Here is a 26675-nt window from a genome sequence, read left to right on the forward strand (position 1 = left end):
ACTATCCGTCAGTCTTTGCCTGTCGCTTCGACAGGCATATCGGATGGCGGCGTTTGCGCTGCGCCCTCTATATCGAGACCTCCAGCCTCGGCCGGAGAACTTTCGGGTATTGGCCGAGCGGCGCCACTCTCTTCCCTGGCAGCATCGTCACCTTGGGCGTTATCATTGGCGGATGCGGCCAGGGCAGGCCCCACGACAAGCAGCGACGGCTCGACGGACAATAGGCGTCTGGCCTCTTCATTAACCTCATCAAGTGTCACCGACCGAATCGTTTCTTCGCGAGTATCGATATAATCTATCGGCAAGCCGGCCAGTTGGAGGCCCAGCACCGTGCCCGCGATGGAGGCCGAGGAATCGAAGTTGGCTATGGCGTAAGCGCCCACCACAAAATTTTTCGCCGCGTCGAGTTCTTGCTGCGTGACCCCCGTTTCGGCGACCTTCTTCACCTCTCCGCGAATGATATCCAACGTTTCTGCTGCGCGGTCGGCACTGGTCGCCGTTCCGATACCCCAGGTGCTGGTATGATCGAAATTGGAAAGGTTCGAACCGACGCCATAGGCGAGGCCACGCTTTTCGCGCACCTCATCGTAGAGGCGCGAAGAAAAGGTTCCACCGCCCAGAATGTGGTTGGCGAGATAGGCCGCGAAGAAGCGCGGATCTTCCCGTTCTACACCGGGATACAGCAGCGATAGACGTGTTTGCGGCAGCGGATATTCATAGTGGACGACATGCCCGAATTTCGGCTCGAGGTCCGGCACGTCCTGAAGCTTGGCCTTTGCGGGGAGATCGCCGAATATCTGGTCGAGCCGTTCGCCAAGCTTCTCCGCCGAGATTGCGCCAACAGCGGCAACCATCAGATTGTCGCGCGCGAACTGACTTTTATGGAAAGCGCGAAGATCGTCGGCGGTCAGGCCAGCCATCGTTTCCTTTGTGCCGTCGCTATCGCGGGCATAGGCGTGATCGCCATATATTTCCTTTCGCCATTTGCGCCCGGCGATCGTGTTGGGATCACGCTCCTCGGCGATCAGGCTCGTCAGGAACTGGCTCTTCATGCGCTTGACGGGTTCGTCGTCAAATCGAGGATCGTTCACCGCGAGCGTCAGAAGGCGGACCGCCTCATCCTCACGTTCGGCGAGCCAGGTCATGGAACCGGTTATTTCGTCGATACCGGCGGTGAAACCCATTTCCGCGCCAGATACGTCAAGCGCGTCCTGGAAGGCCGCGCGATCCAGATCGCCGGCGCCTTCATCGAACAGGCCGGTCATCAGCTTGGCCAGACCGCCTTTGCCGTCCGGGTCTTGCGACGAGCCGCCTTTGAAGGCGAACTTCATCGAAACCAGCGGGACCGTGTAATCTTCCACCAGCCATGCCTTGATGCCGCCAGGCGACACGACTTCCTGAATTTTCACGGCTGCGCTGGCGGGACTGCCAAGAAGAAGCGCTGCGGCTGCAACAGCCACGACCGCAGTCTTTTGAATACTGATATTGAGCATCGCGATCATGGTTTTCTTCATTTGACCTGCTCCACGGCCGTCAGGCCCTGTTCGCTATCCATGGACGGCTCGACATTGTCGTTTGCCGCGCCGGCTGCCTGGGGATCAGCGTCGGTCGCCTGCTCCTTCGGCGGCAGCAGATAGGCTGTCGTCGCACGATCTTCGTCGAGCCAACGCGTCGCAGCCGCTTTCACCTGATCGCTGGTGACGGCGCGAATGTGCCCTGCCCACTCATTGACGTCCTCCACCTTTCCGCCGGTTGCGAGCAACGAGCCGTAAATCCTGGCCATGGTGGCCTGGCTATCCCGAGCAAAAATCAGCGATTTAATCGAGCGGTTCTTCGCCTTGGTCAGTTCGTCATCCGATACGCCGTCTTTCGCGATGCGATCGATCTCTTCGCGAATTGCCCGCTGCATGATGTCGATATCGCCAGAGCCTCGCGGAGAGCCCCAAACGGTGAACGAGCCATCATCCCAGGCTGAAGCGTCGTAGGATGCGCCGACGCTCTGAGCGATGGAATCATCCACGACAAGCCGCTCATAGAGCCGGGACCGAACGCCGCCGCCCAAAACTTCTGCCAGCATTTCGAGAGCCGCCGTCTCTGCCTGATCTCTTGCCGTGTGGTAGCTTGGCGTGATCCATTCCGAATAAAAGGACGGAACGCTCACCCTTTCATCACGAAGTGTGACCGAACGCGCCGTGTTCTGCTCCGGCTCCTGAGGGCGGGCGCGCGGCGGCAGTTTCGGGCCGCGTGGCACCTTGCCGTACGTGTCTTCGGCCATTGCCCGCACGTTTTCAGCGGTAACGTCGCCCGTCACCACGAGAACCGCATTGTTCGGCGCATAGTACCGCGTGTAGAAATCGATGGCGTCTTCGCGATTGAGCTGCTCCATTTCGTGCTTCCAGCCGATCACCGGAATGCCATAGGGGCTATTCTGCCAGAGCGTAGCCGAATGCTCTTCGCGAAGAAGGGCGGAAGGGCTGTTCTCCACCCGGCTGTTGCGTTCCTCGAGGATCACGGCGCGCTCGGGGCCGATCACAGCGTCAGTCAGGACCAGATTGACCATCCGGTCGGCCTCAAACGCCATCATCTCTTTCAGCGCCGAGGGTGGAATCTGCTGATAATAGGCGGTGTAATCGTAGGAGGTGAAAGCGTTCTCCTCGCCTCCGATTTCTGCGACGGCTTGCGAGAAAGCGCCAGCGGGGTGCTTTTTCGTACCCTTGAACATCAGATGCTCGAAGAAATGCGCTATGCCGCTCTTGCCGGGCGCCTCATCGGCGCTGCCGATCTTGTACCAGAGCATATGGGTGACGACCGGAGCACGGCGGTCGGGGACGACAACGATCTCCAGCCCGTTATCCAGCGTGAAATGGCTGACGTTCGGCACCTCATCATAGGCTGTGTTGGCTTCGACCGTTCCGCCCGTCGAGGCCTCGGTCGCCAGCGCCGCGCCACCGGCAGGAAACAACAGCGAAAATGCCAGAAGGCTGATTGCCAGAGATTTGGCCATACGATCACCCGAATTACCTATCGTTGGACAGCCAGATAGGCCGTTCGATTGAGGCGGAAACGCGCCGAGCGGATGAAAAGATCGTAAGGACAGTTAAGAATGCGGTCTCAAAAAACGCAGAATACTGTCCCCCATGCGGCGTTCGTCTTCCAGGAGGAACCCCGACGGCAGCGAAAAAGTCGCATCGGCCGCCTCCTCGAGAACACAGAAGGCGCCCGGCGCGAGCCAGCCGCCGGACAGCGCGGCTGCAAGCGCCTTTTCTCCAAAATCCTTTCGATAAGGCGGATCGGCAAAAACAATCTGGAACGGTTTCATGGTGCCGACGTCACCGATCCGCGTCGCATCGCGGCGGAAGATTTTCGTGCGCCCGGTTAGACCCAGCAGCTCGACATTCGAGCGGATCGTCGCACGAGCAGCGCCAGAATCCTCGACAAAAAGAGCGAATTCCGCGCCGCGCGACATTGCTTCCAGACCGAGAGCGCCGGTTCCTGCAAAGAGATCGAGTACGCGCGCTCCATTCAAATCCACATCATCGCGATGGGCGAGAATATTGAAAAGCGATTCGCGCATACGGTCTGTCGTCGGCCGCGTCGCGTCGGATGGCGGGTTTTTCAGAGACCGTCCGCGATATGAGCCACCGACAATTCGCATCAGGGCTTGCGACCGCCACCTCGTGGCTTACCGCCGCGCGGGCCACCACCTCTCGGTCCGCCACCTGGTCTGTCACTGCGTGGTTTGCCGCCCTGGGGCTTGCGGCCACCCGGCTTGCGCGTATCAGGCCCGCGCCCCTCGGATTTGCGACCATCGGGTCGTCCGTCATGGTTCTGCTGTGCAGATCGTTGCGGCTGTCCGCTATCGCGCGGAGGACGGCCCTGACCTGAGGGTCCGTCCGAGCGGCGGTCGCCCTTGTCACGTTCGCCCGTGCGTGCGCTTCGGTCCCGCGCTGCAGCCCCCCCGGCGCGCTTGTCGTCACGGGCAGGACGCGCAGGACGGCCCGGTGCCCGACGACGTGCACCCTTTTCATCGTCTTCGTCGCGCTGGAACGTGGCAGCCTTGTTAGCGTCGCGAATTCTGGCCCGCTCCTTTTCTTTTTTGGTCAGAGGGCGCGCGCCTTCCGCCAACCAGACATGGGTGTTGCGCTGTCTCGAACGCAGCGGTTCATAGTCGTTCGTCCCCGTTTTTTGGTCGTCCTTCGTATCCTTTCGGTCGCGCCCCGTGCTTCTCACCCAGCCATCGTCTCGCGAAGTGGACAACCGGTCGAGCGCATCGTTGCGAACGTCCTCCCTGTCGCGACGCCCTCGTGGCTTGCCGTCCCCCTCGTCGGTTTTGCGTTCGGCGCGCACCGCCTTGTTGCTGAAGGCGTTCAGAATCGGCGCTTCGAAATCAGCGCCCGATTCCTCGATCAGCTTGACCCCCAACTGGTCGCGGAGCGTCCGCCCCTTCAGTTCACGAACGGCCCGTTCGGGCAGGTCGACGAGTTGGAACGGGCCATAGGAAATGCGGATGAGGCGCGTCACTTCCAAGCCAAGCGCACCCATGATGTTTTTCACTTCGCGGTTCTTGCCTTCTCGGAGACCCACCTCCAGCCAGGCATTCGACCCTTGCGTCCGCTCCAGCGAGGCCTCGACGCCACCATAGAAGACGCCATCGACCGCGATGCCGTCCTTCAACTCGGCCAGGCGCTTTTCATCGACCTTGCCATGAACGCGGACGCGATAACGGCGCAGCCAGCCCGTCGACGGCAATTCCAGCGTACGCGCCAGGCCGCCATCATTTGTCAGCAGCAACAGCCCTTCAGTGTTGATATCGAGCCGACCCACCGAGACCACGCGAGGCATGTCCTCTGGCAGGGCGTCGAAAACCGTTGGCCGGCCTTCTGGATCGCGATTGGTGGTGACCAGACCGGCAGGCTTATGAAAGAGCCAGAGTCGGGTGCGCTCTTTCTGCGGGATCGGTTCGCCGTCGAGCGTGATATTGTCGCCGGGCATCACGTTGAAGGCAGGGCTGTCCAACACCTTGCCGTTGACCGCAACACGTCCAGCCTCGACAAGCGTTTCCGCCTCCCGGCGCGAGGCAAGCCCGGCACGCGCCAAACGCTTGGCGATACGCTCGCCCTCCGCCATGCGCTGCTGCACACGATCGGTTCTGTCGCGCGGGCTTTTTGAGCGCGATCGGTCGGCAAGGCCAGCATCGCCCTCACGTGGGCCGCGAGAGACCTTTGCGCCATCACGGTCGCCTCGTCGATCACTCGGCGGACTGCCACGTCGTTCACCCTTTCGGTCTGGGCGTTTATTATCGTTTTTATCGCTCATCCGCGGGCGGACCTTTTGTAAATGCAGTTTTCAATCGATGGTCATGTTTGATCGGACACCCCGATCAGCGGCTTCTCGGCAAAACGCAAACGCTCTAGCAGGAAGGCGTGCCATCCACTAGAGGCGGTGTATGGACAGGACAATCAAAAACGAAAGCCCAATGGGGCGCGCACTGGACGAAGCGCGCCGTGCAGGTTTGCGCGGCGAAGTGCCGATTGGAGCCTGCCTCGTCTTGAACGGGACCATCGTCGCATCCGCTGGCAACGAAACGCGGGCGACCAACGATCCGACCGCTCATGCAGAGGTCGTCGTGATCCGGCGCGCATGCGCGCAACTCGGACAGGAGCGGCTTTCCGGCGCCGATCTGTATGTTACGCTGGAACCCTGCCCGATGTGCGCGGCCGCGATTTCGTTCGCGCGCATATCGCGGCTTTATTACGGCGCACAGGATCCAAAGGGTGGTGCGGTGGAAAGCGGTCCGGCCTACTTCCAGTCCGCCATCTGCCACCACGCGCCGGAGGTCTATTCCGGCCTTTCAGAAGCCGAAAGCGCCGAGATGCTGCGCAGGTTCTTTGCGGAACGTCGCGACGGGTCTTGAAGGTTTAGCCGATCAGAAGAAGATGAACCGCTTCTTCTTTTTGACGCCGGCTTCCTTGGCCAGGCGAGCGGCTTTTGCCTTCTCGTCTTCACCCAATTCACCTGTCGGGGCGCTGTCGGCCGGTACGCGGTAATCCGTCGGCGGCTCCGACAGGAAGCGGCGCTGATCGGCATCGCCGACCGACGCAATACGTTTGCGACGCTGATATTCAGCGCGCTGCGCCTTCATTCGCTCCAGCCGCTCAGGATTGGAACTGGCGTCGATCTTCGCATCAGTGGAGGCGTAACGCGGCCCGGCCACAACGGGACGGAAATTGACGTCATCGCGATTTTCGGTGGCGTAATCGCGGTAACGCTTGCGGCGTTCTTCGGGCGACTCCACCCAGTCCGCGGACTGGGTCGCGTCCTGCTGCGGCGCGGGCAGCGCGCCGTTTGCAGCGAGCGCGGGCGGCGTCACGAGTTCCGGGCGCGGCTGATAGGCAATCGGCTCACCCTTCTTCGGCGTCAGATCGACCATCGAGGTGACGTCTTCAAGCAATTGCACATTGGCGCCCTTGCCGGTGCCGTAGGTCGGGCCCTGAAGGCCGCAGCCGGCGAGCGCCGCCAGCGCGGCCAGCGCCGCTATCGCTCTCACGGATGAGAAATGGTTCATCGATTGTCCCTCGGTTCCCCAAGCGTCTGCCGCAAAAGACGCCATATACTGCATGTTCCCCTGACGGAACAATCCGGCAAGATCATGTCGAAGGAAAGAGCGGCGCCTATTGCGCCACACTTCCAGCTTGCAGCTGTGGCACGGATGCAACGGCCTGCATCAGGCCGTCAGCCGTCCGGCTGCCTTCAGTTCGCGTAGCGCATCGGCATCGCGCGGCGTGACGTCCGGATAGTCGGCATCCGATCCGACCTCGGGCGATACCTTCCACGACCGCGCGCATTTGCGGCCTTCAGCAAGCGCCGGGACCACGCCGACACCCGTTACTTCCACCATACGAAATGCCGCTTCTGGCACTTCGTCGGTCGAAATCACGATATCGCTGGTGATGCAGATTTCCGCCATGTCGAGATAGGCAATGGCTTTGGACAGTTCCGTGTCCGTCACATACACGACAGGCGCTGCCTCAAGCGATGAGCCGATGCGCTTGTCTTTCCGTTCGATCTCCAGCGCGCCCGTCACCACACGGCGGACCTGCCGAACCTTCTTCCATTTGGCGGCCAGTTCGTCGTCACGCCATTCGGCAGGGATGGTTGGAAACTGCTCCAGATGGACCGACACGCTATCGGGGTGCCGCGCTGCCCACGCCTCTTCGCAAGTGAAGCATAGCATGGGCGCAAGCCATTTCACGCAGGCATCGAACAGGGTACGCACGACCTGCAATGCGGCCAGCCGCCGGGTCGAAGAAGGCGCGTCGCAATAAAGCGCATCCTTGCGGATATCGAAGTAGAAAGCCGAAAGGTCCAGCACCATGAAGTCGGTCAGGGCACGGCTGATCCGTTTGAAGTCAAAATTGTCGTAGCCTTCGCGCACCAGCCGATCCAGTTCCGCCAGCCGATGCAGCATCAGCCGTTCGAGTTCCGGCATTTCCTCAACCGGCATCTCGTGGCCCTCGTCATGGGCGAGTGTGCCGAGCATCCAGCGCGTGGTGTTGCGCACCTTGCGGTAGGTATCGATATTGGTCTGGATAATCGCCTTGCCGAGCCTCTGATCCTCCCAATAATCCGTCGTCATGACCCAGAGGCGCAGAATATCTGCGCCGGACTGCTGCATCACCTCCTGCGGCGTGACCGTATTGCCGAGGCTCTTGGACATCTTGCGCCCATCCTCGGCCATGGTGAAGCCATGGGTGATCACCGCATCGTAAGGAGCGCGGCCGCGCGTGCCACAGCTTTCGAGCAGCGAGGAGTGGAACCAGCCGCGATGCTGGTCGGAGCCTTCCAGATAGATGTCGGCCGGCCATTTCATGTCGTCGCGATCTTCCAGCGTGAAGGTATGGGTCGAGCCAGAATCGAACCACACGTCCAGAATGTCGCGCACCATCTTCCAGTCTTCACCCGCGCGGTCACCCAGGAAACGCTCACGCGCGCCGTCAGCGAACCAAGCGTCGGCGCCCTCTGCCTCGAACGCTTCGAGAATGCGGGCGTTGACGTCCTCGTCCTTCAGTACTTCACCATCATCATTGGCAAAGACGCAGATCGGCACGCCCCAGGCACGCTGACGCGAGAGCACCCAATCGGGCCGGTCGGCGATCATGGCGCGAAGACGGTTCTGCCCTGCCGTCGGCACGAAACGCGTGGCATCGATGGCAGCCAGTGCGCGAGTACGCAGGGTGTCTTCGCCATCGGGTTTCGCGCCCGAAAGACCGTAGCCGTCCAAATCCTTATCCATCGCCACGAACCATTGCGGCGTGTTGCGGAAGATGACCGGCTTCTTGGACCGCCAGCTATGCGGATAGGTGTGCTTCAGGCGGCCGCGTGCAAACAGCGCATTGGCCTCGATCAGCGCCGCGATAACCGATTTGTTGGCGTCGCCCTTCTTGCCCTTGTCATCGATGACGCGCGCCGGGCCGCCCTCGCGATCCGGGCCGAAGCCCGGCGCGTCCTTGGTGTAGTAGCCAGCATCGTCGACGGGGAACGGGATCTCGGTCGGCACGCCGCGCGCTTCCAGTTCGGCCCTACCGTCCATCCAGGCGTCGAAGTCTTCGCGGCCATGGGATGGCGCGGTGTGGACGAAGCCCGTACCCGCATCGTCGGTGACATGATCGCCGGCGAGAAGCGGAACGGGGAAATCATAGCCGAGGTCGGCGAGTGGATGCGCGCAGGTCATGCCCAGCAGAGCTTGAGGCTTTACGTCGCGCAGGCGTTCGAAGCCAAGCTTGGCCTTGGAGAAGCTTTCCTCCGCCAGCGCATCGGCGAAGATCAGCTTCTCGCCCTGCTGCGGACCGAAATCATTCTCGGCGCTCGTGACTTCGTAAAGGCCATAAGAAATCCGGTCTGAATATGCGATGGCGCGGTTACCGGGGATTGTCCAAGGTGTGGTCGTCCAGATAACCACAGCGGCTCCACGGAAATCGTCCGGATTATCGCCGCCTTCCCCAACGGTTCCACCGGCAGATGAAACCGGAAACTTCACCCAGATCGTATCGGATTCGTAGTCCTGATATTCGACCTCGGCTTCGGCCAGGGCGGTGCGCTCGACAACGGACCACATGATCGGCTTGGAGCCGCGATATAGCTGGCCGCTCATTGCGAATTTCAGCAATTCGCCAGCGATGCGCGCCTCGGCGTGATAGTTCATCGTGGTGTAGGGCTTGTCGAAATCGCCGACGACGCCGAGCCGCTTGAACTCCTCAGTCTGCACCTCGATCCAGTGCGCGGCGAAATCACGGCATTCCTTACGGAATTCGTTGATAGGCACTTCGTCCTTGTTCTTGCCCTTGGCGCGGTACTGCTCCTCGATCTTCCATTCGATCGGCAGGCCGTGGCAGTCCCATCCCGGCACATAGTTGGAATTGTATCCGCGCATCTGGAAGGAGCGCGTGATGACGTCCTTCAAAATCTTGTTCAGTGCGTGGCCGATATGGATGTTGCCATTGGCGTAGGGCGGCCCGTCATGCAGCACGTGCAACGGACGTTCTTTGCCGTCCTCGCGCAGCTTTTTATAAAGATCGATCTCGTTCCAGCGCGCAACGATCTCCGGCTCCTTTTTCGGCAGCCCGCCCCGCATGGGAAAATCGGTCTGCGGCAGGAACAGGGTTTTGGAATAATCGATACCGGTTTCAGTCTTGGTGTCTTCGGTCATAAGGTCGGATCAGCCTGAGCGCGGCGAAAAAGATGAAGCGCACGCGCCATTGGTAGGAAACTCACGCGGCGCCAGAACAGGTTTGCCGCAAGCGAAACATCCCGGACCTTCGTGCGCGTATTCACGCGCAGGCGAAGGCCGGGCGGCTAATTCGTATGCCGGCGAAAGCCGGAGGGAGGAGCCGTTCCGTCATGGCCGCGCTTCTAGCGGAAGGCGCGCGAGGTGGGAAGGGGGTTGCATTTTTCCCTCCCGATGGTTCATACCAAGTAGAACAGACCTGTTACTGGACATAAATCTTTCGAATGACAAGAAAAATAAAATTTCTATCAAAAACTGCAATAATAATATTTCCACTAATTGCCATTATTTTCGTATTTTTTGTAGAACCGATGAGGCTTGCACTTCCCTATCGATATTGGCTGATGCCGTATAACGAGAATTTTTGGCTTGAGAGACAAGGTTTTATAGAAGGGTCAGTCTGCCTTAAGGTAGACCTATCTCCATCGGAGGCAGAGAGCTTTGTTTCGGCTAAGTTTGCCTCTCGCCCTAAATATCAGTCGAAAGAATATCACAATCTTTTCTGTCGCAGGAAGGGCTGGCCTCGAAAATTTTCGACAGAGCCATTGGCCGTGGAGACTGGCGAGCATGGTTGGGTCGAGAGTCACAGTGCCGCATTTTATGAAGATGGCCATTTGTATTTTTGGTCGGCATTTTAATAGTCTAAATAATAAGACTGAGGACAAGTTTGGCCAGCTGTCATATGTCTGCCTTTAGCTCTCCTCACCAACCAGCCCCTCGAAGCTGACTGGAAGGTCGAGCGGGCCGAGCGGCTGGACGCCGCCAAGAATGGCGCGGGCTTCTTCTTCGTCACGCTTCATCTGAGCGATGAGAGGATCGAGACCGTCGAACTTCTCTTCCCCCCGCAGATAGGAGAACAGGCTGACCGCGCAGGTCTCGCCGTAGAGGTCGCCGGAGAAGTCGAAAAGGAAGGTTTCCAGAAGCGGCGCGCCCTCATCCGTGACCGTTGGCCGACGCCCGAAGCTCGCCACGCCATTATAGAGTACGCCATCGGCGCGCCGGAAACGAACAGCATAGATACCTAGCGCAAGCTGGGTTTGCGGAGGCAGTGACATATTCGCGGTGGGATAGCCGAGCGTCCTTCCAAGCTGCTGGCCCTGCTCCACCGTCGCGATCACCGTATGTCGATAGCCAAGCAGTCCATTGGCCAGTGACAGATCTTGATCGGCAAGCGCCTGCCGGATGGTGCTGGACGAAATCAGCAAGCCGTCTTCGGCGGTTTCGGGCTCGACAATATCGACGGCAAAGCCTTTTTCCCGACCCGCTGCGGCAAGGCTGTCCGGTGTGCCGGCGCGTTTGTGGCCAAAGTGAAAATCATGGCCGACGATGACGGCGCTGGCGCCCAGCCCGTCGCTGAGCATTTCGTCGATGAACGCATCGGGCGAGAGCGCGGCGAAACCTTTGTCGAAACGCTGTTCGACCACGGCGGCGACACCTAGTTCACCGAGCAGATTTGCCCGCAAGACAGCCGGCGTCAGGCGATAGATCGCTTCGCCTGAGAAGAAGGCCCGCGGGTGCGGCTCGAATGTCAGCACGATCAAAGGAAGGCCAGCCCGATCAGCTTGTTGGCGGGCCATGGTCAGTACCGCCTGGTGCCCTCGGTGAACGCCATCGAAATTGCCGATGGCAATCACACCGCCGCGAAGATCGGCGGGCAGGTCCTTGCACTGATCGATTCTCAGTATCGTCATCGTTCAGGCCAGATGGGTCATGGAGGCGACAGGCTGGAAGTTGCTTGCCTGCAAGAGGCCGAAAAGGTCGGTGTCTCCCTCTATGCCCGCGCTGCCGCCAGTCACGAACAGGCAATCGATATCCTGATCGATCGCGCCCTTAATGTCGGTCGGGATGCCGTCTCCAATAGCCAATGCCTCTTCTCTGGCAAAGGTGCGACCGGCAATTTTGGCCGCTGCATCGAACGCGGCCTCGTATATCGGCTTGTGGGGCTTACCGGCGACATGAACCAATCCGCCACGCTCTTCGTAAGCTTTTGCCACCGCTCCGGCGCACGGCACGATCCGGTCGCCGCGGCGCACTTTCAGATCGGGATTGGCGCAGACCATGGGGAGGTTCCGTTCCAGCAGTTCAGTCAACAGGCCGTCATACTCACCGAGATTTTCGGTTTCGTCGTTGAAGAGTCCCGTGCACACCGCCGCCTCGGCCTGCTCTTTCGAGACAAGCTCGACATCGAGCCCATTATAAAGATGCAGTTCGGCTTCGGTCCCGATGTGGAAAATACGGCTCGGCCCTTCGGCGATCAGCCGCCGCGTCACGTCGCCCGATGTGACGATGGCGTCCCACGCGTCACCTGATACGCCGATTTGCGTCATCTGCTCGCCAACAGCCTCAGCCCTGCGGGGAGAGTTCGTGATGAGGATAACCGTCTTTCCCAATTCGCGCGCATGTGCGAGCGCCTCACAGGCCCGGTCATATGGCTGCACACCATTGTGCACGACGCCCCAGACATCGCACAGAAGAAGGGAGTATTCGCCAGAAACATCGTCCAGCGCGTCGATGGAAGGCGGGGTGTGCCAGGCCATATCGTCTCTTGGAAAGCTCATTTCGCGCTGCATCTAGACTATGGCGGCGGACAAGTCACCATGGCAGTGGCATTGTCAAACGCACCGCTTTAGAAATAGCCGCGACCGCCCAGACCGGAGAGCCCCATGCGGAAAGTCCTGCTCGTCCTTTTCGTCATCATGCTCTTTCTGGCGATCTATCAAGTGCTGACGCCCATCCTCTCCGCCAACCCCGATTTCTCAAGTCTCGTGGTCCGCGATGTGCTGGTCGTAAGCCTCCTGATCGCAGCGCTCGCGCTCATCATAGCGCTTGTCGCGCTGATGCGAGCCAGCCGTATACAGAGGCAGACTGAAGATCGGCTCATCGCCATCGACATGGCTCTTTCGGATTTCGCCAATCGGGCCGATGTCGCCGCGCTTTCCATGGCCGATCTCGCGCGCGCTACACATCGCGACATCGTCACTATGCGTCAGCAGATGGATGAGGGCGCAAGGCCCGGTCCCGCCACCGCCGACATGAAAACCCGATCGGGTAAGGTCGTGCCGATCAAGATCGAGCAAGCGGAAAAGTCAGCAGACCAAGATAATAGCGGTGATCCCGCGTCGCTGCTGCAAATGATCGAAGCCGGCGAGCCCCGTCTTAGCCTTCAGCCAATTGTCGATGTCATCGAATCGCGGCCGGTGGCATTCGAGGCCTACGCTTCATATGGCAGCGATGGCCAGACACTCGACATTCAACGGGCAAACGATCTGCCGGACGAAGCCCAGGCGAAGCTGGCCCGCATATTGCTCGCAAAATCGGCACAGGCAGCGCGGCGAATTTCCGCCGAAAAGCCATCTGAGCCACATTCTATGCATGTGCCGCTGAGCACCGCCTTCATCGCCGATCTGGACGAACAGACGATCAATATGTCCGAGCCGCCGAATTCTGGCGACATTGTTTTATCGCTGCCGCTTTCGGCTCTTCTCGACAATGCCGTCCCGAAAACTTCCCACGAATGGCGGCCCGTACTGGCTTGCGAAAGCGACAGTTTTCCAAGCGAACACATGCCGCTCCTGGCCGAAGCTGATGTCCGGTGGCTGAAACTGCCGGCCAAAGCGGTTCTCAGCGAAGCCGACAGCGAGCGGTACAGTTTTGTCTGCGGACCGCTTGGAATCGACCTTCTCATCACCCATGTGCACGACAAGGAAGAAGCCGTGAGCCTTCTCGATCGCGGCTTTCGCTATATGAGCGGCCCTCATTTCGGCATTCCTCGCCCGATGCGGGACGAAACATAATCGCGATAATGCGAATGTTCCGCTCCATGGATTTTTCGGAAATAGGCCAGAAGAAAATTTCTCCGGCCCATTCTTGACAGCATTCGCTGTTCCTCTTACCTCCGCCGCGTTAGCACTCACCAAATGAGAGTGCCAATATTGCCCAGTCATTCTGGAGCGATTCATCGTTTCAAATAGACGTCATAAGCCAAGGGTTTGAAAAACATGGCCGATACCAATTTCCGTCCGCTGCACGACCGTGTCGTGGTCAAGCGCGTCGAGTCCGAGGAAAAGACTGCCGGTGGCATCATCATTCCGGACACCGCCAAGGAAAAGCCGCAGGAAGGCGAAGTCGTAGCCGTCGGGCCGGGCGCGCGCGACGATAGCGGCAAAGTCAACGCTCTCGATGTCAAGGCCGGGGACCGGGTCCTTTTCGGCAAGTGGAGCGGCACCGAAGTCAAGCTGAACGGTGAAGATCTCCTCATCATGAAGGAGAGCGACATCATGGGCATAATCGCCTGAGCGCAGCGCCCAAATCCGTTTCAATATCCACGATCTTAAGGGCTTAGAGCCCGGGAGACACGATAATGTCAGCCAAAGAAGTCAAATTTAACCGCGATGCCCGCGAGCGCATGCTCAAGGGTGTCAACGTGCTCGCCGACGCCGTGAAGGTCACGCTTGGCCCGAAAGGCCGCAATGTCGTTATCGACAAGTCCTTCGGCGCGCCGCGCATCACCAAGGATGGCGTGTCCGTCGCCAAGGAAATCGAGCTTGAGGACAAGTTCGAGAACATGGGCGCGCAGATGCTGCGCGAAGTGGCGTCCAAGACCAACGATCTGGCCGGCGACGGCACCACGACCGCGACCGTTCTGGCGCAGTCGATCGTGCAGGAAGGCGCCAAAGCCGTTGCCGCCGGGATGAACCCGATGGATCTGAAGCGCGGCATCGATCTGGCCGTCACCAAGGTCATCGAACACCTGCGCGGCAGCGCTGCCTCCATTTCTACCTCCGACGAAGTGGCTCAGGTCGGCACCATCTCCGCCAATGGCGAGAAGGAAATCGGCCAGATGATCGCCCAGGCGATGCAGAAGGTCGGCAATGAAGGCGTCATCACGGTCGAAGAGTCCAAGACGGCCGAAACCGAGCTGGAAACCGTCGAAGGCATGCAGTTCGACCGCGGCTACCTGTCGCCTTACTTCGTGACCAACACCGAGAAGATGGTGGCTGACCTCGAAGATCCTTACATCCTTCTTCACGAGAAGAAGCTTTCCAACCTGCAGGCCATGCTGCCGGTTCTGGAAGCTGTTGTTCAGTCTTCCCGTCCGCTGCTGATTATCGCTGAAGACGTCGAAGGCGAGGCTCTGGCCACGCTGGTCGTCAACAAGCTGCGCGGCGGCCTGAAGATCGCTGCCGTCAAGGCCCCTGGCTTCGGCGACCGCCGCAAGGCCATGCTCGAGGACATCGCGATCCTGACGGGCGGCACGGTGATCTCCGAAGACGTCGGCATCAAGCTGGAAAACGTCACGCTCGAAATGCTCGGCACCGCGAAAAAGGTCTCCATCACCAAGGAGAACACCACCATCGTCGATGGCGCAGGTTCGCAGGACGACATTCAGGGCCGCGTCGGCCAGATCAAGGCGCAGATCGAAGAGACCTCTTCGGACTACGACCGTGAGAAGCTCCAGGAGCGTCTCGCCAAGCTGGCTGGCGGCGTTGCCGTTATCCGTGTCGGCGGCTCCACGGAAGTGGAAGTCAAGGAGAAGAAAGACCGCGTCGACGATGCGCTGAACGCAACGCGCGCCGCTGTCGAAGAAGGCATTGTCGCCGGTGGCGGCACGGCGCTTCTGCGCGCGACGTCCGCTCTGGAAGGCCTGACCGGCGAGAACGAAGACCAGAACGCCGGCGTTCAGATCGTCCGCCGCGCGCTTCAGTCTCCGATCCGTCAGATCGCCACCAATGCGGGTGACGAAGCTTCCATCGTTGCTGGCAAGGTGCTGGAAAACGCATCCGTGACCTATGGTTACGATGCGCAGACCGGTGAATATGGCGACATGGTCGAAATGGGCATCGTCGATCCGGTCAAGGTGGTTCGCACCGCTCTGCAGGACGCCGCTTCCGTTGCCGGCCTGCTGGTCACGACCGAAGCCATGATCGCCGAGCTTCCGAAGAAGGATGCTCCGGCCATGCCGGGTGGCGGCGATATGGGCGGCATGGGCGGCATGGGCTTCTAAGGAAGCTCACCCTCCATCCGATATTTTCAGAGAGGGCGGCTTTCGAGCCGCCCTTTTTCTATCTGCCCGGTGTTTGTTGGGGCGCTGGGCCCCAGCGGTCAGTCGCCGATAACCCGGCTTTCACGCTCGATCGACCATTCGACGATTTCGTGCCAGATCGTCTCGGCCAACTGCGGATCGAAGCCGCGATCGTTTGCCGCCTGACGCGCATTCGAGAGCACTTCGGCGACGCGATCCGGCACACGCGCTGGCATCTTCTCGATCTGCTTCAATTCGATGGCGCGGTCGATATAGGTGCAGCGCAGCGCAAGCAAATCCATTAGTTCAGCGTCGAGAGCATCGATGGCCTGTCGCAACTCACCCATCGTCTGACATTGCTGTGCCGGGCGTCGATCCGTCATTGCCATCTCCCGTTGAGCATCCTGTCTTACGCCTTCGGCGGCAGGCCAATCGGCGACGCCTTAGCAGATAAATCGGCGGCTGTTCACCGGATAAATTGAACGATCATCCGCGTATGGCTTCGTTTCTTCCGCTGCCACAGTTGAGCCAGGTCGGTTTTCCACCGAACAAGGCGTCGGCGGCGAGCGAAAGGCTCGACAAACCGGTCCGTGATGCAAAATGTGCGGGCAGACAATTTCGCAGAGGAACACCCATGGCCGATACACTTGCGACAAAGCGCGCCAATAACGACATTTTCCTGCTGATCGGGCGTGTCCTCGCCGCCAGTCTCTTCATCGCATCCGGCGTTCAGAAGCTGATGGGGATTGAAGGCACGGTCGGCTATATCGAGGCGGTCGGTCTGCCCTACCCGATCGTTCTAGCCTGGATCGCGGCCATATTCGAAACAGCGGCCGGCCTTCTTCTTCTCGTCGGATTCCTGACACGCTCGGCAGCGCTGGCACTTGCTGGCTTCTGCTTCTTCACGGCCTTCGTCTTCCATTTCCAGCCCGACGATCCGCAGCAGATGACGCAATTGATGAAGAACATCGCACTGGCCGGCGGCTGTCTGGCCTTCGCCGCCGTTGGCGCGGGCCGTTTCTCGGTCGACAGGGGCTAGGAGACCGATGCCCGCAACCGTTAAGCCGCTGCCTGAACGGCGGCAGCGATCTGACGCATCCGTTCGCCCTTTTCACCTGCGAGCGACATGCGGTTGGCGACGAGACATGCTTCGCTCTGCAGGATCACGCCGTCGTCGAGGATGCGCAGATCATTGGCGCGCAACGTCGAGCCGCTGGACGTGATGTCGACGATCACGTCCGCGCTGCCGGCGGCGGGCGCGCCTTCCGTTGCGCCGAGGCTTTCGACGATCCGGTAAACCTGAATGCCGTGACGCCGGGAGAAGAACTCCTGCGTCAGACGCCAGTATTTCGTGGCAATGCGCAGCCGCCTGCCATGGCCAGCGCGGAAATGGGCGGCCACATCGTCGAGATCGGCCATGGTGCGCACATCGAACCAGCAATCGGGCACGGCGACGATCACATCCGCACGCCCGAAGCCAAGCCGCGCCTCGATGGAGACTTTGTCTTCCCATGCGGGCAGGCTTTCGCGCACCAGATCCTCGCCCGTCACGCCGAGATCGACCGTGCCCGCGCCCAGTTCGCGGGCGATTTCGGAAGCCGAGAGGAAAGCGATCTCCAGCCCGTCCCCACCCTCTACGCGCGCACGGTATTGGCGCGAATCCTCCGGTTCCCGGACATCGTAACCGGCGGTGCGGAGCACAGCGATGGATTGCTCCTTCAAGCGGCCTTTGGAGGGAAGTGCGAGCGTCACCGTTCCGGTCATTCGGATGCTGCCTCCAACGCTTCGATCCGGTCGAGCCAGGCGACGAAGCCAACACCGGGAATGGTGCGGTCAGCGCCAAGCAGGGTCAGCAGCCGGTCATAACGCCCGCCGCTGGCAAGCGGTTTGGCAAGCCCTTCGATTCCAATCTCGAAAACGAGACCTGTATAATAGTCGAGCGGACGGCCGAAAGCGGCATCGTAGGTGATCGCGCCGAGGTCGATTCCGGCCAGCCGGATCGCTTCGATCCGCGCCGCGAAAAGCTCGATCCGCTCTGTCACGTTGATGCCAGCCTCTGCCTCGAAGGCTGTCAGCGCGCGACCCGCTTCGGCAAGTGGCACGCGCAAAGCGATAAAGGTTTCGAGCGCGGCGAGCGCGTCATCCGGCAAGCGCGTCGCGGCCAGAGCGGCGCGCTCCTTCAGCCGCGCGACAATCTCTTCGGGTCGCCGCCCCGCGCCAGGCGAGATACCGGAATGCGCCATGGACGCTTCAATGTGGACCAGCAGCGCATCGTCGTCGCCTGCAGCGAGCAGGCCGGCAACGCGCTCATCCTGCGTGACAGCCGGAGCCTCGCGCCCGGAAAGCACGTTCAACGCATTGGCCAGTGCTTCGGGCTGGCCGAAGGCGCGGAGCAGGCGCATCTGCCAGCCGTCCGGTAGACCAAGCGCATCCAGAATGGCGGCGAAAACCGCCTGATCGCCGAGCGTCGCGCGGAGCCCGGCATCGGTACCGCGCAGCCGGGCGACGAGCCCCATCGCATCGGCCAGCGCGCGGGCGTCGGCAGCAATCCAGTCCTCAGTGCCGAGGTCTTCGATCCCCGCCTGGAAGAATTCGCTGTCGCCATCGCGATGCTGGCGGAAAACCTGCGCACAGAGGCCATAACGGATCGGTTCGGGCGGCCCGTCGTTTCTCTCCGCAATTTCCGGGCGTAAAACCGGGTCCCGCTTTTCCTTAAATTGCGCGAGATGTTGAAGGCAGACGGGGATCGTGAATTCCGGCCGCAGACAGAGCGCCTGCCCCGTCTCGCTTTCGGTCAGGAAAATACGGCGGCGCAGATCTTCGCCCGCCATGTCCAGAAACGGATCGGCAGGCTGGATGACCGGCAGCACGGTGCGCTGCGCACCCGCCTCTTCCAGATACGCCTCGGCGGCGCTCAGCATCTGCCGTAAAGCCATGGCCGCTCAGCCCGCTGCCCGTTCGGCGGCCTGTTCGGAAAGGCGCTCGCGGATGGCCTCGATCAGTTTGTCGTAGCCGTCTGACACGTCCACTTCAAACTGTCCGGGCCGGGTTTCGCGCCATTCCTCATTGCTCTCGATGGCGGCGGCCTGTTTGCGGCCCTCAATCAGGTCCTTCACCTGCACGATGCCGCGCTCCATCTCGTCGCTGCCCTGAATGATGGCGAGCGGGCAGCCGCGCCGGTCGGCATATTGCAGTTGCTTGCCGAACTTGTTGGGATTGCCCTGATACATCTCGACCGCGACAACGTTTTGGCCGCGCCGACCGGCATTCAGCCCGTCGCGCAGCGCCTTGGTTATGGCGGCGTAATCGCCAATGCGGCCCTTATCCATCACCGTCACGAGAACCGGCGAATCGCTGCCCATATCCGGCAGCTTGTCGAGGTTCTTCAGCGCGGTCATCAGGCGCGAGACGCCGATGGAAAAACCGGTCGCCGGCACGTCCTGCCCGGTGAAACGCTTGACGAGCCCGTCATAGCGCCCGCCGCCGCCGACCGAGCCGAACTGCACCTTCTCGCCCTTGTCGTTGACGACATCGAAGAGCAGCTCGGCCTCGTAAACTGGCCCGGTGTAGTATTCGAGGCCACGGACAACGGAGGGGTCTACGAGAATACGGCCGGCATCGTAGCCAGATGATAAAACCAGATCTTCCAATGCCGAAAGCTCGTCCTGACCTTCCAAGTAGGTGGGACTTTGCATGCTGCCTCCGAGCAATCCCTGGCGCGGCAAATTCAATTTTTGCCTTACTTTTTCTGAAGCTATTCGCTGCTTGGTATCAACTGCATCCGCAGAATTCAGAAATGTGTCAACTACGAGACCTATATAGCTACTCTTCAGCCCAGCACCCGGCGTGAAATCGCCCTCGCCTTCCTTGCCGCCATCCCAGCGGCCTTCGCCGAGAAGCTGGCGCACCCCCTCGATGCCAAGGCGATCCAGCTTGTCGATGGCGCGCAGAACGGTCAGGCGCCGTCCGGCGTTTTCAGCGCCGCCAAGGCCGATGGCCTCCATCACGCCGTCCAGCACCTTCCGGTTGTTGACGCGGATCACGTACTGGCCGGGCTTCAAACCCAACTCTTCCATCGTGTCGGCCATCATCATGCACATTTCGGCGTCGGTCTGGACGCTCGGCGCGCCGACCACATCGGCATCGAACTGCATGAACTGGCGGAAGCGTCCGGGGCCGGGCTTCTCGTTCCGAAACACCCAGCCGGCGCGATAGGTGCGGTAAGGCAGATTGAGCGTCTGGAAATTCTCGGCCACATGGCGGGCGAGCGGCGCGGTGAGATCGTAGCGCAGGCTCATCCATTGCTCGTCATCGTCCTGCAGCGAGAAGACGCCCTCATTCGGCCGGTCCTGATCCGGCAGGAACTTGCCGAGCGCGTCGGTATATTCGAACATCGGCGTTTCGACCGGCTGGAAGCCGTAGCTCTCATACACGCGCTTGATGGCCGCCATCATCCGGTCCGTGGCGCGGATATCCTCCGGCGAGCGGTCGGCAAAACCGCGCGGCAGGCGCGCCTTCAGCTTCTGAGGCTTCTTCTTTTTCTTCTCGGCCATGGGGTCACTTGCAATACGGATCGGAGGCGGCGGAAACGCGCATATGGCGGCGCGCCCTCCCCCTAGCGAAAAGCCCCGTTTCCGGCAAGGCGGCGCATTGTCCCCATCCTGCCCCGAACATGAAAAAGCCCCGCCGGATGGCAGGGCTTCGTTCAATCGAGTTTCAGCCGATCAGCTATAGGGCGAATAGCACTGGCGACGTCCGCCATGATAAGGCTGGAACGTGTTGTCGTAGGACCGGTACGAACGGTAACGGTTGTGGCACCAGCGATAGTGCGCGCGCGGGTAGCCGTCGCGATAATGACGACGCGGAGCAGCGCGATAACGTCGCTGATAGAACGCTGCCGGCGGGTAATACCATCCGCGATGGCGACGCCAGCCACGACGCCAGCGGCGGCTGCCGCGATGGCCATTGTAGAAATAAACTCCGCCGCGAACCCGCAGGTCCACATTCTGTATGTCGGATGCCGGCGCTACGACCGGTGCGCTCGGGATGGACAGGGGTGCCGCTGCGGCAGGCGCGATGCCCGTTAATCCGACAGCTACGGCAAGCGCCGCGGTTGTGATCATCTTTTTCATGGATATCCTCCATAGGGGCCCTTCGACAGGGTTAACTAAACTTGGAGGGCAGAGGTTCCATAGCGTTTCACCTTGTCGTGACACGCTGTGTAGATTCGTGACAATCACGCCGGCGGGACGAACCGCTTTCTCGCCTCTTCGCAGCGCGCCCGAGCGCCGCAGCCTTCGACGTGGTCGTTGACCAGCCCCATTGCCTGCATGAAAGCATAAGCCGTTGTCGGTCCAACGAAACTCCAGCCGCGCTTCTTCAGCTCCTTCGCAAGCCGTCTGGATGTCGGCGTGGCGGGGTTGGCAATGAGCGCGTCCCATGTCACCGGGTCGGGACGCTCGTTTGCCGGCGGTTCGAATGACCAGAAAAAAGCGGCGAGGCTGCCGGCTTCGTCCTGCAATTCCAGCGCGCGCGCCGCATTGTTGATGGCAGAACGGATCTTGCCCTGGTGACGGACAATGCCAGCGTCCTGCAAAAGGCGCTGAACGTCCTCTTCTTCAAATGCGGCGACCTTTTGCAGGTCGAAACCAGCGAAGGCCGCACGAAAATTTTCACGCTTTTTCAGGATCGTCAGCCAGGATAGACCGGACTGAAAGCCTTCCAATACGATCTTTTCGAACAGGCGTGTGTCGTCCGCTACCGGCTGTCCCCACTCTTCGTCGTGATAGTGTCGGTAAAGCGGATCGGGACCGGCCCAGCCGCAACGGCAGACCCCATCTTCTCCCGTCAAAAGCCCATTCTGCGTCATGGTCGCCCTAATTCCAGCGTTGCGTGACTCGCTGTGGGATAGCGGTCCTTGTGTTCACGCTTTCTTTACCGCGCCCGGAAACCCGGCCCTAACCCTGAAGAACGGTTTCCACGACAAATCGCATTTTAAACAAGGGTTTTAACCCCTTCGACTCCCCCGCACCCGCACCCTTCATGCAACGAAATTCCGTCCCGTGTGTTCGGAAAACGTGCGTCCGGCCGCCGTGGCCTGTTGAGTTCGAAGAGTTTTGCGTATGTCGAAATCATTCACCCTGCCCGCCTTTGTGGCGTCACTTATCTTTCTGACCGGGCTGCCGATCACCAGCGCGCAGGCCCAGCAGGCCGTCAGGGTCAGCCGCGATGTGGCCGAGCCCTGGATCATGCAGTTGCAGCCGCGCGCCCTGCCGGGCCGGGTTGGCCGCTCCGCCACCCGCGCCCGCGGCTACGTTGTCAGGCCGTCCGCGCCGCAGCGCCGCGCGGTGCTTCCGAGAGCACGCGCGCAAATCGTTCAGCCCGACCGGGTCTATCAGCGGCGCACAGCCTTGGCTGTGCCGGCACAACGTTCCGCCATTCAGTCAGCGTCTGTCGCGCCGACGCAGCGCGCGGTCGATCCGCGTTACATGCCGCAGATCGTCAGCTATCCCGGCAGCCAGGCGCCCGGCACCATCGATATCGATACATCCAATCGCTTTTTGTACCATGTTCTTCCGGGCGGTAAGGCGAAACGCTACGGCGTCGGCGTCGGCAAGCCGGGCTTCGAATGGAGCGGCACTCACAAGATCAGCCGGAAAAAGGAGTGGCCGGAATGGCGGCCGCCCGCAGAGATGATCGTTCGCGAGCGCAAAAAGGGCCGCGAACTGCCAACCTGGATGGCTGGCGGGCCTGCAAACCCTCTCGGTGCGCGCGCGCTCTATCTCGGCTCCAGCCTCTATCGCATTCACGGCACCAACGCGCCATGGACCATCGGTCAGAACGTCTCATCCGGCTGCATCCGTATGCGTAACGAAGACGTGAAAGACCTTTACGCCCAGGTTGGCGTAGGCACGAAAGTGGTTGTGCGCTGAATCATGACGACCTGAAGAGAAAAAGCCCGCCGTCTAATAGACCGGCGGGCTTTCTATTAGTGCTGTCAGCGAAGGTCTCAGGCCGCTTGTGACTGCCTCGTCTCGCGGATTCGTTCGAACAGTTCCAACTCCTTGTCCGTCCACTGCGCGTTGGTGAAGCGGGCGGCGCATTCCTTCAACTGCTTCATCCGTTCGGCTCTTTCGGTCGGCCCCATCGAGAGCGCCTGTTCCAGGGCCCGATCCATCGAACGGTGGGAGAATGGATTAACCGGTATGGCGCCGTTCAGAAGAACGGCCGCGCCGGCGAATTCCGACAGGATGAGTACGCCGGGCCGTTCTTCATCCTGCGCAACGCAATATTCCGAACAGACCAGATTTAGTCCGTCGGCCAATGGCGTGATGGATGCAACGTCGGCGGCGCGGTAATAGGCCACGAGGTCTTCCAGCGGAATGGCCGTCGACATCAGGGAAACCGGCTGCCATTCGAAATTGCCGTAGGTGCCGTTGATGCGCCCGGTCAGTTCTTCGATCTTGTTCTGGATCTCTTCATAGGCCGCCATATTGCGGTTTGAAGCGACCGAGACGAGCATCAGTCGAACCTTGCCGCGCCATTCCGGATGGTCGCGAAGAAGGCGTTCGAAGGTTTCCAACTGCTCGATATTGCCTTTGGTGTAATCCGTCCGCGAGATCGAGACGACAAGTTTGCAGTCACCGAGGCTGGCGCGGATTTCCTTTACTTTTTCCTGCACTTCGTCGCGCTGAGACAGTTCCGCGATATATTCGTAGTTCACGCCAACCGGGTTGACGTCGACCAGAACCTTGCGGCCCTTGAACTCTATCGAAACAGGCGTGACCCGTTCCGAAAGCGCCGTCGAATCCCGTTTGACCAAGGCCGGCTCTGTGGCGCGCTCCTCAGCGGTGCGGGCGCTGGTCTGCGAGCGGCAACAGGCGAGGAAATTGCGGGCGTAGCGCGGAATGTGGAAGCCAACCGCATCGCACTCGAGCAGGCTGCGAATGATCTCTTCGCGCCATGGAAGCACGTTGAACATGTCCGGGGCCGGAAATGGCGTGTGGTGAAAAAACGCAATCCGCGCCTTCGGCTTCAACTGGCGGATATAGGCCGGGACAAGCCACAAATTGTAGTCGTGAACCCAGATGACAGCATCGTCGGATGCTTCCTCGGCGGCGGCTTCCGCGAAGGCCCAATTCACCTCGCGAAAGGTCGGCCAATCGACAGGGTCGTAATTGTAGCGTTCCTTGAAGCCGTGCAGGATCGGCCAGAAAGCCTCCTTGGACGACACATGGTAAAAGCTTGAGACCTGATCGCGGGTCAGTGGCAGACGCGTCACGCTGTAGTCGCCGTAGCTGTCACTGATCTCCACTGTCCGCTCGAACTCCGGATTGACCGGATCGTCGGCATATTTCCAGGCCACCCAGGAAGCGTGCTGCGCGCGGCCCAGGAACCCCTTGAGAGTCGGCACGATGCCATTGGGGCTTTTGTTTTCGACGAGTTCTACCGTGCCGTCCTCGTTCTCCACCTCCTCGTAAGGCTGACGGTGGTAGACGATGACGAGGTCGGATTTCATTCGGATTGCTCCTGTGTCTGTCTGGTTTCAATGGGGTCGGGATGCAGCGAGAAGGCGTCAATCGCCTCCGCGATCCCACCAGCCCCGATGCGTTCGCACTGTCGAACGTTCTCAATTCCCGCAGTTGCGTTCAGCAAAGGCTTCTCCGCGCCGCCCACCACCGCGCCATGCAGGCCGGTGTGAAACATCGACAGATCGTTCATTGTGTCGCCTGCCACCAAAACGCGTTCGCGCTGAATGCCGAGATGATCGATAAGTCGTAGCAGGCTCGGCCCCTTGGAGACGCCCTTCGGCAAGACATCGAAGAAACGCTCGTCGGAGATGATAACGTCAAAACCCATCGCCTCAATCTTTTCGCGCGCCGAGGGATGATAGCTCTCCGGATCGTAGTCGAAGGAAAGGCGATGCCGGAAATCGGTCTCCTGCTCGGTCAGTCCTGGCGCGCCGGACAGTGCCTGCCGCACCGTCGTTCCCGCGTCGCCCCAAAGCTGCGCGATATGTTTTTCGAGATCGAGCATGAAAGCGATGCGTTCTTCGCCCTCCCCGTCGCGCACCTCGGCGATGGTGGTGCCGACATCGCCGACCACGAAGTCCGGCCAGGGAACCGGCGTTTCGTCGCAAAGATCGGCGATAAAGCGAGGATCACGACCCGTCACGAAGATAAGGCCGACATCGTCCCGGCGCGCTTCTATCCACTCGTAAAGGGCGAGACGATCCTCCTCCGAGCCGCCTAGAAAAGTACCGTCGAGATCGGTGGCCAGGACAAATCGCCAATTTTTATAAGGGTTCACTATGTCTCTATCGTCTTTCTATGAACGTCTGCCGCCCCGCTTGCGCCGGGCGGTAATGAATATCGTCGTGCGGGAATTTTGTTGGCGCATGCTTACAATGCATCCACCGCCCACTTCAAGGGGGCGGACGGCCAACCCGCTTATGCCCTTGAGAAATTGCGTATGGCCTAGCGAGGTACGAGTCGTTCGCGCCGGTCAGGATAAGGCTGCCAGCAGCTTCTTGGTTCTGTTGGCCGGCTTCGGTTGACGGCCTTCCGGCACCGCCTCGGGTTTGGGGCCGCCATAGGCCCAATCGAGCAGTTTCACGGTGTGAATGACCGGGACGCCAGCGCCATCGGCCAATTGCATGATGCACCCGATATTGCCGGCGGCGATGACCTCCGGCTTGGTGGCCTTCAAATTCTTCAGCTTGCGTCTCTTGAGCTGTCCGGAAATCTCCGGCTGGGTGATATTGTAAGTGCCCGCCGAGCCGCAACAAAGATGCTTTTCTGCCGGTTCGGAGACGTTGAAGCCTGCGCCGCGCAACAGATCGACCGGCGTCTGCGTGATTTTCTGGCCGTGTTGCATCGAACAGGCCGAGTGGTAAGTCACGTCGAGACCTGTTTCGTTGACCGGCTCCGGCAACTCCAGCATGTATAGATATTCGGTAATATCCTTGGCCAGTGCCGACACCTTTCCCGCCCGCTCGGCATAGGCCTCGTCATGCCGAAGCATGAAGCCGTAGTCCTTGATCGTGGTGCCGCAGCCGCTTGCCGTGATGACGATTGCGTCGAGCCCCTCACCTTCTATCTGGCGAGTCCACGCATCGACATTCTTCCGCGCGAAATCGAGCGAAGCTTCCTCTCGGCCCATATGATGGACCAGAGCGCCGCAGCATGTTTCACCGCGCGGCACCACGACCTCGACACCGAGCCGGTTCAGCAGCCGGATCGCGGTTTCGTTCGTATCGGCATCGAGTACGCTCTGCGCGCAGCCGGTGAGGATCGCGACACGTCCACTTTTGGCCACAGTCGGATCGGCTCTGCGAACGCCTGGCTTTGCGCTATCGCTTTTCCGCGGCATTTTCGCCGGGGCGAGCGCGAGCATGGCTGTGAACGGCTTCGTCAGTTCCCAACGACCGAAGAGTCCGGCGAAGGGGCGGCCCAGTTGCGCGCCCCGCAAGGCCAGCCGAAATCGCGCCGGATAGGGCAAGACCGCCGCCAACACGTTGCGCAACACGCGCTGATGCCAGGGGCGCTTATAGGTGTTTTCGATATGGGCGCGGGCGTGGTCAACCAGATGCATATAGTTCACGCCCGACGGGCAGGTTGTCACGCAGGCCAGGCAGGAAAGGCAGCGGTCGATATGGGTGACGGTCTTCTCGTCGGCTGGCCGGCCATTCTCCAGCATGTCCTTGATGAGATAGATACGGCCCCGAGGGCTATCGAGTTCGTTGCCAAGCGTCACATATGTCGGGCAGGTCGCCGTGCAGAAGCCGCAATGGACGCATTTGCGCAGGATTGCTTCTGAATGGGCGGTAGCCGGATCGTTCAGCTGCTCGGCGGTGAAATTGGTCTGCAT

23 protein-coding genes are annotated in these 26675 nt (G+C 60.5%); 6 read left to right on the plus strand and 17 right to left on the minus strand.

The genetic code is table 11. The annotated features are described in order from the left end of the window. Nucleotides 1-8 precede the first annotated feature (8 nt). From NIM86_RS03635 to NIM86_RS03650, 4 genes are all read right to left on the minus strand, one after another. Complete coding sequence (locus tag NIM86_RS03635; RefSeq protein ID WP_253379199.1) at nt 9-1514, minus strand: pitrilysin family protein; 1506 nt, start codon at nt 1512-1514, stop codon at nt 9-11. After that, nucleotides 1511-3004, minus strand: coding sequence for a pitrilysin family protein (locus NIM86_RS03640; protein ID WP_253379201.1), 1494 nt, complete (start codon nt 3002-3004; stop codon nt 1511-1513). Before NIM86_RS03640 ends, NIM86_RS03635 begins: the two co-directional genes overlap by 4 nt. A 93-nt stretch (nt 3005-3097) precedes the next feature. Continuing rightward, entirely contained in the window at nt 3098-3655 is a 558-nt protein-coding gene (gene rsmD / locus NIM86_RS03645; RefSeq protein WP_253379203.1) for a 16S rRNA (guanine(966)-N(2))-methyltransferase RsmD, read from the minus strand. Further along, the gene (locus tag NIM86_RS03650) at nt 3655-5316 is read right to left on the minus strand and encodes a pseudouridine synthase (RefSeq protein WP_253379207.1); all 1662 of its coding nucleotides are present in this window, start codon (nt 5314-5316) and stop codon (nt 3655-3657) included. Before NIM86_RS03650 ends, rsmD begins: the two co-directional genes overlap by 1 nt. A gap of 160 nt (nt 5317-5476) precedes the next feature. Between NIM86_RS03650 and NIM86_RS03655 the strand changes: the two genes are divergently transcribed. Continuing rightward, the gene (locus tag NIM86_RS03655) at nt 5477-5914 is read left to right on the plus strand and encodes a nucleoside deaminase (protein WP_253379208.1); all 438 of its coding nucleotides are present in this window, start codon (nt 5477-5479) and stop codon (nt 5912-5914) included. Between the two features lie 12 nt (nt 5915-5926). Here the strand turns inward: NIM86_RS03655 and NIM86_RS03660 are convergent, their stop codons facing one another. The 4 genes from NIM86_RS03660 to NIM86_RS03675 all read right to left on the minus strand — a co-directional run bounded on the left by NIM86_RS03660 (nt 5927) and on the right by NIM86_RS03675 (nt 12342). Continuing rightward, a complete protein-coding gene (locus NIM86_RS03660) occupies nt 5927-6565 on the minus strand; it encodes a hypothetical protein (protein WP_253379209.1) in 639 nt (212 codons plus the stop codon). Between the two features lie 159 nt (nt 6566-6724). Next, nucleotides 6725-9706 carry an isoleucine--tRNA ligase gene (gene ileS / locus NIM86_RS03665; RefSeq protein ID WP_253379210.1) on the minus strand — a complete coding sequence of 994 codons (2982 nt, stop codon included), beginning with the start codon at nt 9704-9706 and terminating at the stop codon, nt 6725-6727. Nucleotides 9707-10476: 770 nt separating this feature from the next. Beyond that, the gene (locus NIM86_RS03670) at nt 10477-11475 is read right to left on the minus strand and encodes a bifunctional riboflavin kinase/FAD synthetase (protein WP_253379215.1); all 999 of its coding nucleotides are present in this window, start codon (nt 11473-11475) and stop codon (nt 10477-10479) included. Between the two features lie 3 nt (nt 11476-11478). Continuing rightward, the gene (locus tag NIM86_RS03675; RefSeq protein ID WP_253379217.1) at nt 11479-12342 is read right to left on the minus strand and encodes a TIGR01459 family HAD-type hydrolase; all 864 of its coding nucleotides are present in this window, start codon (nt 12340-12342) and stop codon (nt 11479-11481) included. A gap of 105 nt (nt 12343-12447) precedes the next feature. On the opposite strand from NIM86_RS03675, the gene NIM86_RS03680 reads away from it, so the two are divergent. The 3 genes from NIM86_RS03680 to groL all read left to right on the plus strand — a co-directional run bounded on the left by NIM86_RS03680 (nt 12448) and on the right by groL (nt 15788). Then, on the plus strand, nt 12448-13578 hold the full coding sequence (locus NIM86_RS03680; RefSeq protein WP_253379219.1) for an EAL domain-containing protein: 1131 nt from the start codon (nt 12448-12450) through the stop codon (nt 13576-13578). Between the two features lie 204 nt (nt 13579-13782). Further along, nucleotides 13783-14079 (plus strand): co-chaperone GroES, encoded by a 297-nt coding sequence (gene groES, locus NIM86_RS03685; protein WP_253379220.1) that lies wholly within the window; start codon nt 13783-13785, stop codon nt 14077-14079. 65 nt (nt 14080-14144) lie between these two features. Continuing rightward, the gene (gene groL / locus NIM86_RS03690; RefSeq protein WP_253379222.1) at nt 14145-15788 is read left to right on the plus strand and encodes a chaperonin GroEL; all 1644 of its coding nucleotides are present in this window, start codon (nt 14145-14147) and stop codon (nt 15786-15788) included. 98 nt (nt 15789-15886) lie between these two features. Here the strand turns inward: groL and NIM86_RS03695 are convergent, their stop codons facing one another. Further along, nucleotides 15887-16189: a chorismate mutase gene (locus tag NIM86_RS03695; protein WP_253379224.1), complete on the minus strand. Its 303-nt coding sequence runs from the start codon at nt 16187-16189 to the stop codon at nt 15887-15889. 251 nt (nt 16190-16440) lie between these two features. On the opposite strand from NIM86_RS03695, the gene NIM86_RS03700 reads away from it, so the two are divergent. Then, entirely contained in the window at nt 16441-16845 is a 405-nt protein-coding gene (locus tag NIM86_RS03700; RefSeq protein ID WP_253379226.1) for a DoxX family protein, read from the plus strand. A 20-nt stretch (nt 16846-16865) separates the two neighbouring features. On the opposite strand, the gene hisG is transcribed toward NIM86_RS03700, so the two are convergent. From hisG to NIM86_RS03725, 5 genes are all read right to left on the minus strand, one after another. Next, a complete protein-coding gene (gene hisG / locus NIM86_RS03705; protein WP_253379228.1) occupies nt 16866-17570 on the minus strand; it encodes an ATP phosphoribosyltransferase in 705 nt (234 codons plus the stop codon). Then, the gene (locus tag NIM86_RS03710) at nt 17567-18742 is read right to left on the minus strand and encodes an ATP phosphoribosyltransferase regulatory subunit (protein WP_253379230.1); all 1176 of its coding nucleotides are present in this window, start codon (nt 18740-18742) and stop codon (nt 17567-17569) included. Before NIM86_RS03710 ends, hisG begins: the two co-directional genes overlap by 4 nt. A 6-nt stretch (nt 18743-18748) precedes the next feature. Then, the gene (gene hisS, locus NIM86_RS03715; protein ID WP_253379232.1) at nt 18749-20359 is read right to left on the minus strand and encodes a histidine--tRNA ligase; all 1611 of its coding nucleotides are present in this window, start codon (nt 20357-20359) and stop codon (nt 18749-18751) included. A gap of 171 nt (nt 20360-20530) precedes the next feature. Continuing rightward, complete coding sequence (locus NIM86_RS03720) at nt 20531-20938, minus strand: BA14K family protein (RefSeq protein WP_253379234.1); 408 nt, start codon at nt 20936-20938, stop codon at nt 20531-20533. A gap of 104 nt (nt 20939-21042) precedes the next feature. Beyond that, the gene (locus NIM86_RS03725; RefSeq protein ID WP_253379236.1) at nt 21043-21675 is read right to left on the minus strand and encodes a DNA-3-methyladenine glycosylase I; all 633 of its coding nucleotides are present in this window, start codon (nt 21673-21675) and stop codon (nt 21043-21045) included. A 253-nt stretch (nt 21676-21928) separates the two neighbouring features. On the opposite strand from NIM86_RS03725, the gene NIM86_RS03730 reads away from it, so the two are divergent. Beyond that, nucleotides 21929-22738, plus strand: coding sequence for a L,D-transpeptidase (locus tag NIM86_RS03730; RefSeq protein ID WP_253379238.1), 810 nt, complete (start codon nt 21929-21931; stop codon nt 22736-22738). Nucleotides 22739-22815: 77 nt separating this feature from the next. On the opposite strand, the gene ggpS is transcribed toward NIM86_RS03730, so the two are convergent. The 3 genes from ggpS to glcF all read right to left on the minus strand — a co-directional run bounded on the left by ggpS (nt 22816) and on the right by glcF (nt 26675). Next, nucleotides 22816-24324 (minus strand): glucosylglycerol-phosphate synthase, encoded by a 1509-nt coding sequence (ggpS, locus tag NIM86_RS03735; RefSeq protein WP_253379240.1) that lies wholly within the window; start codon nt 24322-24324, stop codon nt 22816-22818. After that, nucleotides 24321-25115, minus strand: a complete 795-nt coding sequence (locus tag NIM86_RS03740; protein ID WP_253379242.1) for an HAD-IIB family hydrolase — start codon at nt 25113-25115, stop codon at nt 24321-24323. Before NIM86_RS03740 ends, ggpS begins: the two co-directional genes overlap by 4 nt. A 195-nt stretch (nt 25116-25310) precedes the next feature. Then, the gene (glcF, locus tag NIM86_RS03745) at nt 25311-26675 is read right to left on the minus strand and encodes a glycolate oxidase subunit GlcF (protein WP_253379243.1); all 1365 of its coding nucleotides are present in this window, start codon (nt 26673-26675) and stop codon (nt 25311-25313) included.

It is taken from the genome of Notoacmeibacter sp. MSK16QG-6, from assembly GCF_024158145.1.
Taxonomy (GTDB): domain Bacteria; phylum Pseudomonadota; class Alphaproteobacteria; order Rhizobiales; family Rhizobiaceae; genus Notoacmeibacter.